Origin of the sequence: Cupriavidus basilensis, assembly GCF_000876015.1 — a bacterium.
GTDB lineage: Bacteria > Pseudomonadota > Gammaproteobacteria > Burkholderiales > Burkholderiaceae > Cupriavidus > Cupriavidus basilensis_B.
On sequence record NZ_BBQM01000030.1, the window covers coordinates 52,862 to 69,314 of the forward strand.

At 67.7% G+C, this 16,453-nt stretch carries 20 protein-coding genes; 9 read left to right on the forward strand and 11 right to left on the reverse strand.

Annotation, left to right across the window (positions count from 1 at the left end):
* Positions 1-38: 38 nt before the first annotated feature.
* The 9 genes from KF708C_RS30835 to KF708C_RS30875 form a co-directional block, all read right to left on the reverse strand.
* The gene (locus KF708C_RS30835) at positions 39-2,012 is read right to left on the reverse strand and encodes a relaxase/mobilization nuclease and DUF3363 domain-containing protein (protein WP_015014855.1); all 1,974 of its coding nucleotides are present in this window, start codon (positions 2,010-2,012) and stop codon (positions 39-41) included.
* A gap of 460 nt (positions 2,013-2,472) precedes the next feature.
* Positions 2,473-3,069, reverse strand: coding sequence for a S26 family signal peptidase (locus KF708C_RS30840; protein WP_043565518.1), 597 nt, complete (start codon positions 3,067-3,069; stop codon positions 2,473-2,475).
* Entirely contained in the window at positions 3,066-3,599 is a 534-nt protein-coding gene (locus KF708C_RS30845; protein WP_015014853.1) for a DUF2840 domain-containing protein, read from the reverse strand. The genes KF708C_RS30840 and KF708C_RS30845 overlap by 4 nt, the downstream gene beginning before the upstream one ends.
* Positions 3,596-3,880, reverse strand: coding sequence for a hypothetical protein (locus KF708C_RS30850; RefSeq protein WP_015014852.1), 285 nt, complete (start codon positions 3,878-3,880; stop codon positions 3,596-3,598). The genes KF708C_RS30845 and KF708C_RS30850 overlap by 4 nt, the downstream gene beginning before the upstream one ends.
* Positions 3,877-4,515: a ParA family partition ATPase gene (parA, locus tag KF708C_RS30855; RefSeq protein ID WP_015014851.1), complete on the reverse strand. Its 639-nt coding sequence runs from the start codon at positions 4,513-4,515 to the stop codon at positions 3,877-3,879. Before parA ends, KF708C_RS30850 begins: the two co-directional genes overlap by 4 nt.
* A 253-nt stretch (positions 4,516-4,768) precedes the next feature.
* Positions 4,769-5,626, reverse strand: a complete 858-nt coding sequence (locus KF708C_RS30860) for a replication initiator protein A (RefSeq protein WP_015014850.1) — start codon at positions 5,624-5,626, stop codon at positions 4,769-4,771.
* Positions 5,627-5,652: 26 nt separating this feature from the next.
* A complete protein-coding gene (locus tag KF708C_RS30865; protein ID WP_013721771.1) occupies positions 5,653-5,934 on the reverse strand; it encodes a helix-turn-helix transcriptional regulator in 282 nt (93 codons plus the stop codon).
* An 84-nt stretch (positions 5,935-6,018) separates the two neighbouring features.
* Positions 6,019-6,792 carry a DUF2285 domain-containing protein gene (locus tag KF708C_RS30870; RefSeq protein WP_013721772.1) on the reverse strand — a complete coding sequence of 258 codons (774 nt, stop codon included), beginning with the start codon at positions 6,790-6,792 and terminating at the stop codon, positions 6,019-6,021.
* Positions 6,793-7,101: 309 nt separating this feature from the next.
* Complete coding sequence (locus KF708C_RS30875) at positions 7,102-7,452, reverse strand: DUF2958 domain-containing protein (RefSeq protein WP_015014849.1); 351 nt, start codon at positions 7,450-7,452, stop codon at positions 7,102-7,104.
* 240 nt (positions 7,453-7,692) lie between these two features.
* Here KF708C_RS30875 and KF708C_RS30880 point away from each other — a divergent pair, with 240 nt between their 5' ends.
* Positions 7,693-7,998: a helix-turn-helix domain-containing protein gene (locus KF708C_RS30880; RefSeq protein ID WP_013721774.1), complete on the forward strand. Its 306-nt coding sequence runs from the start codon at positions 7,693-7,695 to the stop codon at positions 7,996-7,998.
* Between the two features lie 63 nt (positions 7,999-8,061).
* On the opposite strand, the gene KF708C_RS30885 is transcribed toward KF708C_RS30880, so the two are convergent.
* Positions 8,062-8,376, reverse strand: a complete 315-nt coding sequence (locus tag KF708C_RS30885) for a DUF736 domain-containing protein (protein ID WP_015014848.1) — start codon at positions 8,374-8,376, stop codon at positions 8,062-8,064.
* A gap of 767 nt (positions 8,377-9,143) precedes the next feature.
* Between KF708C_RS30885 and KF708C_RS30890 the strand changes: the two genes are divergently transcribed.
* The 8 genes from KF708C_RS30890 to KF708C_RS30925 all read left to right on the forward strand — a co-directional run bounded on the left by KF708C_RS30890 (position 9,144) and on the right by KF708C_RS30925 (position 14,184).
* A complete protein-coding gene (locus KF708C_RS30890; RefSeq protein WP_003107245.1) occupies positions 9,144-9,491 on the forward strand; it encodes an ArsR/SmtB family transcription factor in 348 nt (115 codons plus the stop codon).
* 13 nt (positions 9,492-9,504) lie between these two features.
* On the forward strand, positions 9,505-9,975 hold the full coding sequence (locus KF708C_RS30895; protein ID WP_003107243.1) for an ArsI/CadI family heavy metal resistance metalloenzyme: 471 nt from the start codon (positions 9,505-9,507) through the stop codon (positions 9,973-9,975).
* Between the two features lie 12 nt (positions 9,976-9,987).
* A complete protein-coding gene (locus KF708C_RS30900; RefSeq protein WP_013721777.1) occupies positions 9,988-10,485 on the forward strand; it encodes an arsenate reductase ArsC in 498 nt (165 codons plus the stop codon).
* 10 nt (positions 10,486-10,495) lie between these two features.
* Positions 10,496-11,581, forward strand: a complete 1,086-nt coding sequence (gene arsB / locus KF708C_RS30905; protein ID WP_013721778.1) for an ACR3 family arsenite efflux transporter — start codon at positions 10,496-10,498, stop codon at positions 11,579-11,581.
* Positions 11,582-11,598: 17 nt separating this feature from the next.
* Positions 11,599-12,021 carry an arsenate reductase (glutaredoxin) gene (gene arsC, locus KF708C_RS30910; RefSeq protein WP_013721779.1) on the forward strand — a complete coding sequence of 141 codons (423 nt, stop codon included), beginning with the start codon at positions 11,599-11,601 and terminating at the stop codon, positions 12,019-12,021.
* A 98-nt stretch (positions 12,022-12,119) separates the two neighbouring features.
* A complete protein-coding gene (locus KF708C_RS30915) occupies positions 12,120-12,422 on the forward strand; it encodes a PadR family transcriptional regulator (protein WP_003107234.1) in 303 nt (100 codons plus the stop codon).
* On the forward strand, positions 12,419-13,648 hold the full coding sequence (gene chrA / locus KF708C_RS30920) for a chromate efflux transporter (RefSeq protein WP_003107233.1): 1,230 nt from the start codon (positions 12,419-12,421) through the stop codon (positions 13,646-13,648). Before KF708C_RS30915 ends, chrA begins: the two co-directional genes overlap by 4 nt.
* A 17-nt stretch (positions 13,649-13,665) precedes the next feature.
* Complete coding sequence (locus KF708C_RS30925) at positions 13,666-14,184, forward strand: GNAT family N-acetyltransferase (RefSeq protein WP_023980163.1); 519 nt, start codon at positions 13,666-13,668, stop codon at positions 14,182-14,184.
* A 207-nt stretch (positions 14,185-14,391) separates the two neighbouring features.
* On the opposite strand, the gene KF708C_RS30930 is transcribed toward KF708C_RS30925, so the two are convergent.
* Complete coding sequence (locus KF708C_RS30930; protein ID WP_059415459.1) at positions 14,392-16,452, reverse strand: ParB/RepB/Spo0J family partition protein; 2,061 nt, start codon at positions 16,450-16,452, stop codon at positions 14,392-14,394.
* Position 16,453 lies beyond the last annotated feature (1 nt).

Genomic DNA, 16,453 nt, shown 5'->3' on the forward strand with positions numbered 1-16,453 from the left:
AGCTGGTTCAGCAACTCGCGACGCTGGAGGTCACCGCCTCAACTGATAGCTGGCCCGCGTGTACGCCCAATATCCCAAGACACCCCGCCACCGCGCACTGTGGCCGCGACTTGCTGCCCCAGCCGCTGTTCGATCACCGGCTTCCAGGGCACCAGGCTGAAACCCATGCCATCATCGACCATGGCGTAGCGTCCGCTGGCGAGCATGACGGAGCGCCGGTAGATGCCAGTCACGCGCTGGCCGTCGGACACGGGCCGATGCTCCAGGCCGGTTTCGGCGGTAATGTCCTTCGCGGCCTGCACCAGTTCCCGGCTTCGCAGCGTACCCAGCAGGTTGCGGGCGAGGATCACGCGCTGCCCGCGCCGCTGCGCCAGCCCCTGTCCTTCGAGGAAGTCGGCGCGCTGCTGCATGGCCTGCTTGGCGTCGCCGCCAAAGCCCATGTCGCCCAGCCCGCGGCCGCCGCCGATCAGTTGCTGGTCAAGCCAGGTGGCCCCGATCACGCGGGCCTGCCGCTCAATTGGAAGGTGCGATTTCAGCTCCACGGCCACGCCGCCCAGCCGCTGCGCGTCGCACTGGCGGCCACGCTCGGCCAGGTCGCCCGGCACCTTCCATAGTCCCTCGGCCACGCGCTCCACGATGCCCGCCCGGCGCAGGGCTTCCAGCCGGCGGACATGGGCCGCCACGACCTCCTGCGGATCGCGTCCGGGCACGGCCTGACCCTGTGCCACGGCCAAGTGATGGTCGGTGCGGTACAGGCCATCGCTCGCCAGCGCGGCGATGTTCCTGTCGGCCGCACGCACGTCGGCCGATCCCTTCACCTCCACCACGGCGCAGGTCGGATAGTTCGCTAGCTCGTCGCGGGCGTTGAGCGCGACGTAGTGGGCCTTGCCGTCCACCCCGTCGATGACCAGATAGCTCCGGTCGCGCAGCTCGTCGGCCAGCCCCTTCGCGGCCACGCGCCCCAGGATGGTTCGGCCATCGTCGCCCGGCTCGAACACCGCCAGTTCACGCGGCTCGCCGCGCATGGCCCGCTGCATGGTGCGGATGACGTCGCCGCGCTCGCCCAGGGCGCGCAGGGTCTTGTCGGCATCGGCGTGGATAGCCCAGGTGCCGGGCTGCGTCTCGTCGACCAGGCCCAGGCGCTGCAAGCGTTGCAGGCGGCCGATCAGCAGCAGGCGCTGGCGCTGCAAGCGGGGTTCGTTGAGCCGTTCGACATGCACCAGGCCATCGTCGCCGGCCTCGCGCTTCAAGGTGCGATCCAGGCTCGTCCACCGCTCTTGCTCCACCTCGCGCTGCAAGGTCTGCTGGATCTCCAGCTCGGTGCGCGGCCCAAGCCATTCGGTCGCCAGCTCGGCGGCGCGGTGGCGGAAGCCATCGGCGATGTAGTCGCCCGCGATGATGAGGTCTTTGCCTGTGTCGTCGCGCCCGCGCACGATCAGGTGGGTATGCGGGTTGTCGGTGTTCCAGTGATCCACCGCCACCCAATCCAGCCGCGTGCCCAGGTCGGCTTCCATGCGGTTCACCAGATGCCGGGTATAGTTGCGCAGGTCTTCCAGCTCCGCGCCATCCTCGGGCGAAAGGATGAAGCGGAAATGGTGCCGGTCGTCGGCGCAGCGTTCCTTGAAGGCGTCGAGGTCGGCGGTGTCGGTCTGCGGCCCGTAGGCTTGGCCCGGCTCGCCGTCGCGGCCCACGCCATCTCGCTCGATGTAGCGCAGGTGCTTGGCGAGCGACTGCGGGCTGGCCCGCTGGTGATTCACCAGCAGCGTCTTGATGGTCACGCGCCGCGACATGGGCGTCAGCTTCGCGCCCGCGAAGCGCGCCGCCGTGTGGCCGCGCCCCAGGCGCGAGCCGGGGCGCTGGCCAGTGCTCCGCGCCGATCCCGGACGGCGCACCGTGGACTTGCCGCTGCTGGCCTTGCCCGCCTGCTTGAGTACCTTGGAAACGAAGCCCTGGCCCCGGTTCTTCGGGGCGCTGGGGCGGATGCGGAAATCGTCATCGCGGCGGTTGGTCATGGCTGGGCTCCCTGCAAGCTCTGGCGTGTCCGGGCGTGCGAAGCACGTGGACATGACTGCATCGGCGCGGGCTTCGCGCCCCAAGCGGCACGGCGGCAAAGCCGCTCCGTGCCGCGCCACCCCCACGTGCAGACAGGCTTTCGACGCGGCCCGGTGCCGCGTCCTTTTGTCTTGCCTTCCGCCTTTGCCCCTCGCTGGCGCTCCGGGCCGCGGCGGCCCGGCGGCGCTGCTGCGCGAGCAGCCAGCGCGCCGGCGAACGCGCGAACCAGCGCGGTGAGGGCCGCAGGCCGGGCGCGTTCGAGGCAAGACGCCTGCACGTGGGACGGCTGCGCCGAAGGCAGCGCGAAGTGCGGCGCGGATGCGCTCGCACTGCACGCGCGACAGCATGGCGACGGACAGCAGAACGACACGCCCGATGGCACGATGAAATGCACGGCAACGTGCAGCGAGTCGGCGGCCATCATGGGCGAGACTCCAGCCAGACCGGATGCGCGACGCCGATCACGGCGGATGCGCTGACCGGCCCGAAATACCGGCTGTCGAACGACGCCGGGTTGGTCACACTGAGCAGGAACAGTTCGCCAGCTTCAAGGCGACGGCACTGCTGCCAGGATGGCAGCGGCCGGCCCCAGCGGTCGGCGGGCAGCGCGGCGGCCGAAGGCACGCCGTCGATGCGGACGATGCGGCCAGTGATGCACACCTCCTGCGGCGCGATGGCGCCCACGCGCTTGAGCAGCGGGACGCGCGCCGGCAGGTAGCCGCGCTGCGCGGCCAGCGCGGCAGCGTCTGGCGGCAGCGTGGTCAGGACGATGCTGCCCACGGACAAGGGGCGTGGCAGCGAGCCGGGCTTACGGCCCAGCGGATCGACGCGATACCAGCCGACCGCCACGCTGTCGGACGGGTTGTAGATCAGGCGCGGCAGCGGATGCACGAAGGACGCCCAGGCCAGCGCAGCGAGGCCCCAGGCGGACAGGCTCGCCAGCACGAGGCGAGCGCGCAAACGTGCGCGGGGCGCGCGAGGACGCGGCTCGGTGCAGGCAGGGGAAACGGCGGTCATGGCAGCGCCCTCCCGGTCAGCCAGGCGGCGTGCCGCTCGGCGGTGTATTCGGGCAACGGCAGGCGCGCGGCGAGCCGGTTGGCGAGCGTGCGCCAGTACGCGGGCGACGCACCGATAGGCGCGATGCCCAGCGCCTCGATGGAGTCGATGCGCTCCAGCACGGCGCGCACCTGGTTCTCCCCTTCGGCGTGCAGCAGCAGGCGCGCGCCAGGCTGCACGCCGGGGATGCGCTGCGCCGCATCGAACGGCGTGCAAGCCTGCATCACCATGAGCTGCCAGCGGATCGTGCCGTAGTCGTTGGCATGCCAGCGGATGCGGCAGAACATGGCACCCGGCAGGAACACCGCGCAGCGCCGCCAGCGGTCGAGCTGGAGCGTGCGCGCAGGTTCGCCGAAGCGCAGGTAGAGCTTGAAGCGCGGTTCGATGTAGGCCAGCGCCACGCGCGTCAGCGGTGCGCTGGCAGGCTGGCCGAAAGATGCTGCGAGCGCAGCCGTGGCCGCGCCAGCGACAGGCGAAGCGGATGTGGTCATGGGGTGTTTTCCCTGCGGTGTTCTGGAAACTCGCGCTCAAGCAGGCCGCGCAGCAGATCGGCCACCGTCACGCCTTGCGTGAAGGCCGACACCTTGATGCGCGCCCGCATCGCGGGCGTGATGTCGAGGGTCAGGCGGGCGGTGTAGAGGTCGCCCTTGCCCAGCGCATCGGCGTCGCCCTGGCGAATCCACGCCTCGGCGTGCGGATTCGCGGGCGGACGCGCGCCGATGCCGACGCGCTTGACCGAGCGTTTGCCGTTCGGTGGCGGCTTTGCGGTCATGGCGTCCACCGCAACAGTTCGTCCACCAGCGCGGTGATTTCGCGCGCGGCGGCGCTGTCCGGCGCCGTCTCGCGTGCAAGCCGTCCAGCGGCCACGCTGTCGGCGAACACGATGCGTTGATGCACTTCCGCGCGCAGCGCAGGAAGCGGCTGGTCGGCGAGTGCCTGGCGCGCTTCGCGTCCGATCACGGTGGTACTGACGCGCCGATTGATGACGAAGGCCGCGCGCAGCGCAGGCCGAAACACCTGCGCTTCGCGGATCAGCGCCACCATCTCCGCGCTGGCCCACAGGTCGTAGGGGCTGGGCTGCACCGGAATCAGCACGCGCTCGGCCGCCAGCAGCGCGGAGCGCGCCAAGGCGGCGATCCTGGGCGGCCCGTCGATGACGACGTGATCGGCCCGCCAGGCGAGTTCTGGCGCCTCCTGATGCAGCGTTTCGCGTGCGAGGCCCACGGCGCTGAACAGCCTTGGCAAGCCTTGCTGGCTTCTGCGCTGCGTCCAGTCCAGCGATGAGCCTTGCGGGTCGGCATCCAGCAGCACGACGTGCTGGCCGCGCATCGCCAACTCTCCAGCGATGTGCGTGGCGAGCGTGGTCTTGCCCACGCCGCCTTTCTGGTTGAGCAGAGCAACGATCATGGCGCGGCCCTCCGTGTTGGAAAGCCGGGCTGTTGCCGCTGCGCTTCGTGCCGCGTGGCGGTTGTCCACCGTGGCGCGGCGCTTCTACTACCAGTTAGAGGTTTTAAGTTAGGGAAGTTAGAGGGGCCGCAAACCCGCGCCGTTATTGGCTTTGCGGCCGATTCGTACTCCTGATAGCACGATAGCCGTACTCCCGATAGCACGATACCTCGTACTCCTGATAGCACGAGCCCGTCCACAAGTTGCGCACCGTTTATCCCCGTGCCGTGTATGGCACGGGCCGAAAGGTCAGCAGCTCGGCGCCGTTGTCCGGCATCCGCTCGATGCCCAGGGCGTAGCCCGGCAGCGACTGCCGCGCGACCAGCGTGCGCAGGTCGTAGGCGAAGTCCGAGAAGCGCGTAGCGCTGCCCGATTTCCGATACAGGTGTCGGAAATCGAACTGCCAGCCGCCCGGCTGTCGGCCACCGTGCTTGCGCACCAGCCGGTACAGCCAGCGCTCGATGCCGCCCGTCAGCCGGAAATACGCCGGGTCGATGGTCAGCACCAGGGCGGCGTCCATGACGCCGGCATAGAACCAGTCCGGCAAGATCAGCTCCAGCCCCAAGGGCGTGCCCTTGGCATCGGCCAGTTCCTTCCACTCGTTGATCCACGAGAAGCGATGCAGGCGCCGTCCGGTCGTCTCGCGGATCGACGTGGCCACCGTGGTCGATTGCAGCCGGTCGAGGGCGGCCTTGAGGCGCTGGTAGTCGCGCAGCGACGTACCGCGCCCGATGAACCGCAGGATCTCGTAGGGCGTGGCCTGCATCAGCCGCGACGAGCGGAAGCCCGCGTCGCGGGCTTCCACGATCTGCGAGGCCGCCCATATCAGCACGTCCGCGTCCCAAATCGTGGCGATGCCATGCTCGGCCGTGCCTTCCACGCGGATCGTGACGTTCCCCGCCCGGAAGTCGATCGGCGCGACGCGCCGCGACTTCGCCAGCGAGAAGAACGGAAAGGCCATCAAGTCCTGGCTGTCGCGCGGCGCCATGTCGCCGGGCAAGGCGCGGAACAGGTCGAGCTGTTCGCGCTCTTGCAACGGCCGCTGCCGGGACGGCAGCGCAGGGCTGGACATGGCGATGGCCTCCCGCGCTCCAGTGGTCAGCGCGCACGGCTGTCGGCCGAGTGGTGCTCGGCGTATTCGGGATCGGAAGTCGTCTCGAAGCTGCGGTCGGCGGCCCAGGCATCGAGGTCGGCCACGGCGTACATGACGCGCCGGCCGAACTTGCGAAAGCGCGGGCCGCCGCCGATCACGCGCTGCTTTTCCAGCGTGCGCGGCGACAGGCGCAGGTATTCGGCGGCTTCGTCGTTGGTCAGATAGCGTTGGGGCTGCGCGGCAGCAGTTGAGACAGCGGCGGCAGGCCGCAAAGGAGCGGGACGCATGAGATGAACCTCCATCGGTTGCAAAGCTCCGGCCACACAGCGCAACCGGATGGAAGCCAGTCTCAGAAAACGAAGCTGCTCTGCTCAGGGACGTTTTGCGTCTCCATCAAAACGTCCCTTCTCAAGCGGCGACAGTTGTGCTAGGCGGCGGTAGCCGCCGCGCATCAACGCATCGCCGCGCCGCACCAGGCGGCGCACGCGGGCACGCAGATCGCCATCGGCGTGCCAGTCGGCGGCCACGGCATCGGCGCCGAACAGACCTTCGGCCACGTCGCGCAAGGACGCACCCGCCAGGGTCGCGTCGAGCGCCTGCAAGGTGTGCAGTTCCAGCAGCGCGGCAGGTGTCGGCCTACGTCTGGCATCGGCCAGTGCCGCGCCGAACACATGACCGCGCGCAGGCGCGGCAGCGCCGCCGCGGTGGGCATAGGCGACGGCCATGCCGTCTTCCAGTCCAGGCGCGAGCGCGAAGCGCAGGCAATGGCCGGGGCTGCGTGCGGTGAGCGCCAGCCCCTTGCCATCGTGGAGCAGTTGCTTATGGCCGGGGATACGCCAGAACGCGAAGGATTCGGCATCCACGGGCGGATCGGCATCGGGGTAGAGTTGCACCACGGCAGCGTGGCCGGGCTGCCAGGCCGGATGCGCGTCGCGCGCATCCAGGGCCGGGTCTTCCAGCAGGCGCAGGCCCCAGCGATGCGCCGCGTCCTGTGCTGCCTGTGACCGGCGACGATGGCGCAGCCAATCGAGCCGGTAGTCGGGGTGCCTGCGCAGGTACTCCCAGGCGAGCGCAAGGCTGTCCAGATGCAGCACGTACAGATACGCGGCAGTCGGATACCAAGACTCGGCGGCGCGATCGGCCATGACGCAACCTCCTGGGAACAGGAATCGCCGCCACGGCCGGGCTACGCGCTACATCGCCATCGTCAGAACGTCATGGGTAAAAATTGTGGCTCGGGTTGTCAAGACCAATTGGCTCCGATGCGTTGCGGTTTCCGTCTCAATGTGGCAGTGGCAGCGCCCCGACCGTGGGACGCCGTACAGGCCAGCCTGCCGCAGCCCAGGCCGGACATCATGACTGTTTCGATCAGATTTGCCGGGGTATGCCGCAAGAGTGCCGATTAAGACCTATCCGGCATGACACCAGACTGAGAAAGCCACAGTAGGCCGTACTCAGTCCGGGATGGCCCCGTCGCGCTCGGCCAGCCGGGTGTATTCCGACAGCGTGCGCGTGGGGCGGAAATAGAGGTCGCGCATCACGGGCTGCTGATGCGGCCCGACGATGCCAGCCAGCTCGGACAGCTTGACGGTTCCTTGCGCCGGCATTCCGATTCCCAGGTCGATGAGGCCCCAGGCGGTGTCGCCATCGGCGGGATCGAGCGCAGCCAGCAGCCAGGTCACATGCGCGTCCGGCGTGAACAGCCGCACCACGGGCACCGGGTCGATGGCCCGGCCAGCGGCGCGGGCCTCGCCGTTGGCGAGCAGTTGCGCGCGCTCCGGGACGGTGGCGAGTGGCTGGGGCATGGTCGGCAATCCCACAAATCCAATGATGCACGGATGCGGTTTCACGCCCAAGCGCAGAACCGCCAAACCGGATTTACGCCTTCGTGCGCAAGCGCGGATGCGCTTGCGTGGCTTTGCTGGAACCCGCCGATGCGGATTTCCGTAAAGGCACAAAAACGTAGAACACCAAATGAACACTATAGATTGTAGCTCTATAGGACGCAATGGGCTGTCATCTTGGTTTTTCGAGGGAAACCATAGGTGGCGGCTGGGAACTCATTGGCGAAGGCGTTGAAGACAGTTAGAAAGGCCCGTGGCTTGAGCCAGGAAGCCTTCTCTGACGTGTCCAGCCGTACCTATATGAGTACCCTCGAACGCGACCTGAAAAGCCCGACCTTGAACAAGCTGGCCGAGCTGTGCGAGGTGATGGAGATCCACCCGCTCACACTGCTGACGCTGGCCTATGCGGGCAATAGCCCGCACAAGGCCGACGAACTGCTGGCGCAGGTGCGCCAGGAGCTGGAGGCGGTGTTGAAGGAACGCGACGCGGCGAAGCCGCGCGCGTGACGTTGTGATGTGCTGCGACCAGCAGCACAGCGCCCCGCCGCGATGGGCGGGGCGCTGCGGCGGTCACGCCGCCTGGGGCTTGCTGCGCGACCAGATAAGGTCGTGCGTGCCGTCCTCGCCTTCGATCAGGCGGGCATAGACCGGAGCCGGGAACGAAGGATCGTCGAGGGTCACGGACAGGTAATCGCGCCCGGCCTCGCTTGTCTTCTTCCACGCCGCGCCGATGTCGTGGCCGGCGGCCTGGAGGCGGAAGTCGGGGGCGTTCTCGCTGCTGCCCTTGTCGTTGGGAACCAGCTTGGCCTTGACGTTGAGTGTCAGGGTGCGAAGCGTGCCGGTGAAGCCGTCTTTGTCTGCGGTGAAGGTGCCGATGTTGGCCATGATGTTTTCTCCTTTCGGTTGAACAAGGTTCGCGCCCATCGCGTCCTTGTTGTGATCCGGCCGGCAGGGGACGGGCTGGCCGCACCGCTTGCGGTCGAAACGCAGTGGAGAGCCGGGAGGCGAAAAGAATTTGCTGCGCGAGGAAGCCGTGCAGCGGCGGGGAAATTGTTTTCGCCGGACGGTTGCAGCCATGAAGCCCGAGGCGCAGCCGCGCCACCGCCAGGATTCACAACGAGACAAGGACGCCTTGGGTCGAACCGCTCCGAAAGGAGATAGGGCCTGCTCGGCATCCCCGCTCGAAGGCTTCTCCGGCTCGCCCGCTGACGCGGGCGAGGTCAACCCCGCAACGACAGGCGAGAACGCCTCCACCACACCTTGCGGCGCCGGTCTTGAGGCGTGGCGTGGAAGCTCCATAGCGATGCCGGGCGGGTTGTCCGTGAACCGTCCTTCGTGACGTGATGGGCAGGAACCGCCAGCGTTGAGGACGGCACGCACCTGCACAACCTGCCGCAGCAAGCGCCAGCGTGTTCGCCAGCGCCCCGTTCATCGCGGCGGGGCGCTGGACGGGCCGATCCGGCGCAGCCGGTTCGGCCACATCGAGGGGCGCCAAGCTGCGCGCGGCGGGGATAGCCCGCAGGGCTTTCCCCTGGAGGCAAGCGAAGCGCGCAGCGCCGCAGGCGCGAAGGCGTGAGCAACTGTCTTGAAAGTCAAGCCTCGCAAGCGCGCAGGCTCCATTCAATTGAAGCGTTTTGCCAATGATTCAATAAATGTTGTATTATCGAATCATGAACGAGACCCAAGCCATTTCCGCCCTCGGCGCCCTGGCCCATACCCAGCGGCTGCGCGTGTTCCGCGCCCTGGTGGTCGCCGGCCCCGAAGGGCTGACACCCAGCGTCCTCGCCGACCAGCTCGACGTGGCCCGCAACTCCCTGTCCTTCCACCTGAAAGAACTGGCCCATGCCGGCCTGGTCACCATCGAGCAGCAGGGCCGCAACCTGATCTACCGCGCCGACTTCACCCAGATGAATGGGCTGCTCGGCTATCTGACCGAGCACTGCTGCCAGGGCGGCGCGTGCGAGGTCACCGAATCCTCCTCTGCCTGTACTTCCTGCTGAAAGGATCACCCCCATGAAGCGCTTTCACGTCCACCTGCACGTCGATGACCTGAACCGCAGCATCGGCTTCTATTCCCAACTGTTCGCCGCGCAGCCCGCGCGCGTCGAAGGCGACTACGCCAAATGGATGCTCGAAGACCCGCCGGTCAACTTCGCCATCTCCACACGTGGCAACAAGCCGGGCATCGACCACCTGGGTATCCAGACCGACGATGCCGAGGAATTGGCGGTGCTGAAGGCCCGCGCCGAGGCGGCCGACATGACGCTGCTGGACGAGGGCACCACGACCTGCTGCTACGCGCGCAGCGAGAAGCACTGGATCACCGATCCGCAGGGCGTGGCCTGGGAGCACTTCCACACGCTGGGCAACATTCCGGTCTTTAACGAAGCGGCGCCTGCAGCGACTTCCGCCGCAGCGTGCTGTACCCCGGTGCGCGGCAAGCCGGTGGGCGTTGCGGTGAAGCCGGCTTCCTCCTGCTGCTGATGTGAGATACCCATGACCACCGACAAGACCTACAACGCCCTGTTCATCTGCACGGGTAACTCGGCCCGCTCCATCCTGGCCGAAGGCATCCTCAATGAATTGGGCCAGGGGCGCTTTCGCGCCTACTCGGCGGGCAGCCACCCCAAGGGCGAAGTCCACCCACTGGCGCTCGCCACGCTGGAGCGGCTGCACATGCCGACCGCCGGCTACCGCAGCAAGAACTGGGACGAGTTCGCGGCGCCCGGTGCGCCGGAGCTGGATTTCATCTTCACGGTCTGCGACAACGCCGCCGGCGAGGTCTGCCCCGTGTGGCCGGGACGCCCGATGTCGGCGCATTGGGGTGTGCCTGATCCCGCAGCCGTCGAGGGCACCGACGAACAGAAGCGCAAGGCATTCACGGATGCGGCGCTGACCTTGCGCCGGCGCATCGAGCTATTCCTGTCGCTGCCGATGCAACGCCTGGATGCCATGTCGCTGCAGCACGAGCTGCGCAGCATCGGCACGAAGTGAGGTCTGCGCGATGAGTGTTGGAACCCAAACGGCCAGCCGCGTGCCGGCCGCCCCCACCATGAGCGTCTTCGAGCGCTACCTGAGCGTGTGGGTACTCCTGTGCATCGTCGCCGGTATCGCGCTCGGCCAGTTCGCGCCCAGCGTGTTCCATGCCATCGGCCGCATGGAGATCGCGCAGGTCAACCTGCCGGTGGGCCTGCTGATCTGGGTGATGATCATTCCCATGCTGCTCAAGGTGGACTTCGGCGCTCTCGGCCAAGTCAAGCAGCATTGGCGCGGCATCGGCGTGACGCTGTTCGTCAACTGGGCCGTCAAACCCTTCTCGATGGCGCTACTCGCCTGGATCTTCATCCGCCAGGTCTTCGCGCAGTGGCTGCCCTCCGACCAGCTCGACAGCTATGTCGCGGGCCTGATCCTGCTGGCCGCCGCACCCTGCACGGCAATGGTGTTCGTCTGGAGCCGGCTGACCGGGGGCGATCCTGTGTTCACGCTGTCGCAGGTGGCGCTGAACGACACCATCATGGTCTTCGCCTTCGCCCCAATCGTGGGCCTGCTACTGGGCTTATCGTCCATTACGGTGCCGTGGGACACCTTACTGGTATCGGTCGGTCTGTACATCGTGATTCCGGTCATCCTGGCCCAGCTCTGGCGCCGCGCGTTGCTGAGCAAGGGCCAAGCCGCCTTCGACCGGGCGCTGGAGCGCATCGGCCCTCTGTCGATCGCGGCGCTGCTGCTCACGCTGGTGCTGCTGTTCGCCTTCCAGGGCGAGGCCATCATCCGCCAGCCGCTGGTGATCGCCATGTTGGCGGTGCCGATCCTGATCCAGGTGTTCTTCAACTCCGGGTTGGCCTACTGGCTCAACCGTCGGCTGGGCGAGCAGCACAACATTGCCTGTCCCTCGGCGCTGATTGGTGCCTCCAACTTCTTCGAGCTGGCCGTGGCCGCCGCCATCAGCCTGTTCGGCTTCCAGTCCGGCGCGGCGTTGGCCACCGTGGTCGGCGTGCTGATCGAGGTACCCGTGATGCTGCTGGTCGTGCGCGTGGTCAACCGCTCGCGCGGCTGGTACGAATGCGGCCCGAACTCCGCCACCCGATAACCAACCAGGTCACTCCCATGAGCACCGTCACGATCTACCACAATCCCGACTGCGGCACCTCGCGCAACGTGCTGGCCCTGATCCGCAACAGCGGCGAGGAGCCCACGGTCATCGAGTACCTGAAGACCCCGCCCGATCGGGCGACGCTGATGGTGCTGATCGCCGCAATGGGCGTATCGGCGCGCGCCGTGCTGCGCGAGAAAGGCACGCCCTATGCCGAACTGGGCCTGGGCGACCCGCAGTGGGGCGATGACCGGTTGATCGACTTCATGCTCCAGCATCCCATCCTCATCAACCGGCCCATTGTGGTCACGCCGCTGGGCACGCGCCTGTGCCGGCCTTCGGAGGCCGTGCTGGACATCCTGCCGCAGCCGCAGCGCGGCGCGTTCCGCAAGGAAGACGGCGAAGCCGTGGTGGATGCGGAGGGTCGCAGGGTCTGAGACCTCCCGCACAAGCGGCAGGCAATCTGAAGTGAGGCTGGTATTATCGAATTTCGTTATCGATATTCGATATGAAAGAGAAACCTACTCCACGTGCCATGGAGCACCACGACCTGCTGTCGGGGCTGATCCGCCTGCATGTGCTGCACCACGCAGCCGAGCAGGAGATCTACGGGCAATGGATGATCGACGAGCTGGCCCACCACGGCTACCGCCTCTCCCCCGGAACGCTGTACCCGATGCTGCACAAGATGGAGCGCGACGGCTACCTCGTCTCCCGCCAGGAGCGTGAAGGGCGCACCGTGCGCAAGCTCTACACGATCACGCCCAAGGGCAAGGAAGGCTTGGCGCTGGCCAAGGACCGCATCCGGGAGTTCACCGGGGAGGCGATGCACAAATGACAGATTCCACCAACACCTTGCAGCATGAGGCCGCTGCCGCGCGCGGCTCACCCGTCGAAGTCTTCGGCGCCTTCCTCAAGCTGGGGCTGACCTCCTTCGGCGGGCCGATCGCGCATCTGGGCTATTTCCGCTCGGAGTTCGTCGAGCGTCGCCGCTGGCTGGATGACCGCAGCTACTCCGATCTGGTCGCCCTGTGCCAGTTCCTGCCGGGGCCGGCCAGCAGCCAGGTCGGTATGGCGCTGGGGTTGGGCCGCGCGGGCTGGCTGGGGCTGCTGGCGGCCTGGGCCGGATTCACCTTGCCATCGGCGATTGCGCTGATCCTGTTCGCCTTTGGCATCGCCGAGTACCAGGGGCTGGCCCAGTCCGGCTGGGTGCACGGGCTCAAGGTCGTCGCCGTGGCCATCGTGGCGCAAGCGGTCTGGGGGATGGCCAAGTCGTTGTGCCCGGACCGGCCGCGCGCCGCGCTGGCCATTCTGGCGGCGCTGCTGACCATGGTCCTGCCCTCGGCCGCGGGACAGCTTGCCGCCATCGCGGTGGCAGGGCTGCTGGGCTGGTGGACATTGAAGATCGCGCAACCCGGCGGCGGCCACGCCCACAGCTACCCCGTCTCGCGCAAGCTGGGCATCGTGGCGCTGCTGCTGTTTGCCGCACCGCTCGTCGGGCTGCCCCTGTGGGCGGCAGCCACGGACTCGTCCACGATAGCCCTGCTGGAAGGGGTGTACCGCTCCGGTGCACTGGTCTTCGGCGGTGGACACGTTGTGCTGCCGCTGCTGCAGGCCTCGGTGGTGCCCAGCGGCGTCGTGAGCAATGCCGACTTCCTGGCCGGCTACGGTGCGGCGCAGGCCGTGCCGGGGCCGCTGTTCACTTTCTCGGCCTACCTCGGCGCGGTCGCCCACGGACCGCTGCATGGCTGGATCGGCGGGCTGGCACTCCTGGGCACGATCTTCCTCCCCGCTTTTTTCATGCTGGTCGGTGCACTGCCGTTCTGGGAAGGGCTGCGCCACCGCGCGGGCATCCAGACGGCCATGGCCGGCATCAACGCCGGCGTGGTCGGTATTCTGGTGTCCGCCCTCTATGACCCGGTATGGACGAGTGCCATCCACAGCAAGGCGGATTTTGGGCTGGCGCTGCTCTCGTTCGGACTGCTGACGGTGGGGCGCGTGCCGCCGGCGCTCGTGGTGCTGTTAGCCGGGCTGGTGGGCTGGGTCATGGCAATGGGCGTCTGAATCTCATGTGGCACACCCTGACCATCCAGCTCCGACACGAAACCGCCGACGACATTGCCGCCATCGAAGCGGTCACGACCGCCGCCTTCGCTGATGCACCACACACCAGCCACACCGAGCAATTCATCGTGCGCGCCTTGCGTGCCGCCAACGAACTGACGCTTTCCATCGTGGCCGAAGAACATGGGCGCGTCGTCGGTCACGTCGCGCTGTCGCCAGTAACGATCACCCATGAGCACAGGCGAAAGACCGAGGGCTGGTATGGGTTGGGGCCGATCTCCGTCCTGCCGCCAAGGCAGGGGCGAGGCATCGGTTCGCGCCTGATGGAACAGGCGCTGTCTGAACTGCGGGCTATGCAGGCCGCAGGCTGCGTGCTGCTGGGAGATCCAACGTACTACACGCGCTTTGGCTTCCAGGCCCATGCGGGCTTGCAACTGCCGGGCGTGCCGCCCGGCTATTTCATGGCGCTGGCCCTGCATGGGACAGTGCCGGAAGGCATCGCGCACTACAGCGATGCCTTCAACGCCGCCGCCTGAGCCAGCGCGAAGGCGGCGGCGTTTTAATTCGGCTATTGGCCTTGAACACCGGGCGCGGCCACTGTCGCACCCGGATTTCGCGTCCACCGCGCCCAGGGCGGAACGGCCTGGGCGCGGTGCTGATCGCGGTTATTCCTTCGTCTCGATGCGCCACCACACAAAGCGAAGCGCCCCGGTCGAGGCCGGGGCGCTTGCCTTCGGCGCGGGTCAAGCGGCCAGTGCCTCGGCGGGTTCATCCGCCATTGCCTCGGTATCCTCCGGGGCGTCCTGCTCCGGGCCTTCTTCCTGCGCGGCCTCCTGCGGGCCTTCGGCCTTGAAGATGGCGGGCATCCAGCCGGTGCCATCGGCCAGCCGCTCGGCCTCACTGGCAATGTCGGCCTTCTTGAGCTTCGCCAGCCGGGTGACGAATTCCGGTGCAAACGCGCCCACGGCATCCAGAATCACGGCCTTGGAAACGTGCTTGAAGTAGCCTTCTGCGGTCGGCTTCCACCATGCGGCCATGTCGAGGCCCACGGCCTGCGCCAGTTCCTTGCCGGGCTGGTGCGGCGTGGCACGGGGCGTCACCACGTCCACCATGGAAGCCACGCACACGGCCAGCAGCCGCACCAGTTCGTCTTGCGACTTCGCCAGCAGCGCGGCGAACAGTTCGGCGCTGTCCTCCGGCAAGGCTTCACCGGCTACCTGTTGCAGTTCGCGCAGCGCCACGGCGGCAGGCGATTCCGGCCAGTCCGGGGCCATGCCTTCCAGCCGGTCTTGCGCCGTGAGGCGCACGCCGAGTGGCAGTCCATCGCCGTAGGCGTCGGGCTGCAAGACCTTCTGCACCATGCCATGCACCAGCGCGGCCAGCGCGACGTGCGGATGCCGTGCGACTTCGATTTGCAGCGCCGCCGTGCGATGGGCGCTCAACCACTGCGCCAGCCGGTCGGACAGGCTCGCGGCCTTGGGCGCGTCGTCGGCGTCCTCGTGCTCGTCGTTGGCGGCTTCGCCTTCGGTGCTGCCGAAACCGCGCCGCAGCTTTTCAAGCGTGCGCAGCGCCTTCGCCTCGGCTTCGCGCAGCAGGCCGCGATGAATGACGGCCTCGCCGCTGCGGTCGATGGTGACGATGGCACCGGCCACCTCGCGCACTTCGGGGGCATAGCCTTGTAAGGCGTCCTCCGCGTCTTGCAGTTCCCCGACCACCTGATCGCGCCGCTGTTCCAGTTTCTCGGCCTTGGCCTCGTCCTCGCTGCTTTCAACTTGGCAGGCTTCTTCCAGTTCGGCTTCGATCTTTTCGAGGCGGGTTTCCAGCGAGGCGATGCGGCGAGCCTCGCGGCTGGTCGGCTCGCGGCGGTGGCGCGGGGCGTTCTGGAACGCCTGCCGTTCCTCGTAGGCCAGATGCGGCACGGCCTCCACCCATGCCCATCCCTCGGCGCGCACGTCCTCGGCCAGCATTGCCAGCTTGTCGCGCACCAGCGTTTCCAGCACTGCGGTATCGGTGAGGTAGGTTCCGGCATCGCCTTCTGCGAACAGGTCGCGGCGGATGCCGCCGCCTGCCTGCCGGTAGGCGTCCAGCCCGACGAAGCGCACCAGCGCGTGCGCGGCGTCGATTTCGCGCTCGGTCAGGCGCTCGCGCAGCTTGGACGGGCTGCGCTGCCATTCCGGCGCACCATAGAACGCGGCTTCCTGCGCGGTGTGGTCGTCGGTGATGGTCAAGGCCATCAACTGTTCCAGCGTCGCGGCTCCGGCGCGGTAATCGGCCAGCAGGCGCGGCGAGACGTTCGCCAGCTTCAAGCGGCGCTGCACCACCAGCGGGGACACGCCGAAGTCTGCGGCAATGTCCTCCACCGAGCGGCCTTCCTTGACCAGCGCGGCGAAGGCCGCGAACTGGTCGGCGGGGTGCATGTTCTCGCGCTGCACGTTCTCCGCGAGGCTGACGGTGCGGGCGGACGCATCGGCCACCAGCAGGCACGGCACTTCGTAGTCGGCGGGGATGCGCTTCTTCTTCGCCAGCAGCTTCAAGGCGGTCAGGCGACGGTCGCCTGCGACGACTTCGTATTGCTCGCCATCGGCGGCGAGGATGACGATCAGGTTTTGCAGCAGGCCGATGCGGGCAATGCTCGCGGCCAGTTCGGGGATGGATTGGCGCGGGGTCGTGCGGACGTTGCGCTTGGAGCGGCGCGGCAACAACTGCGAGAGGGGGACCAAGATCAGGTTCTTGGTCGGGTCGGCCACTTCCAGCGGTGCGGCGGCTTCGATGGCGACGGCTTCGGTTTTGAGTACGGCGTTCATG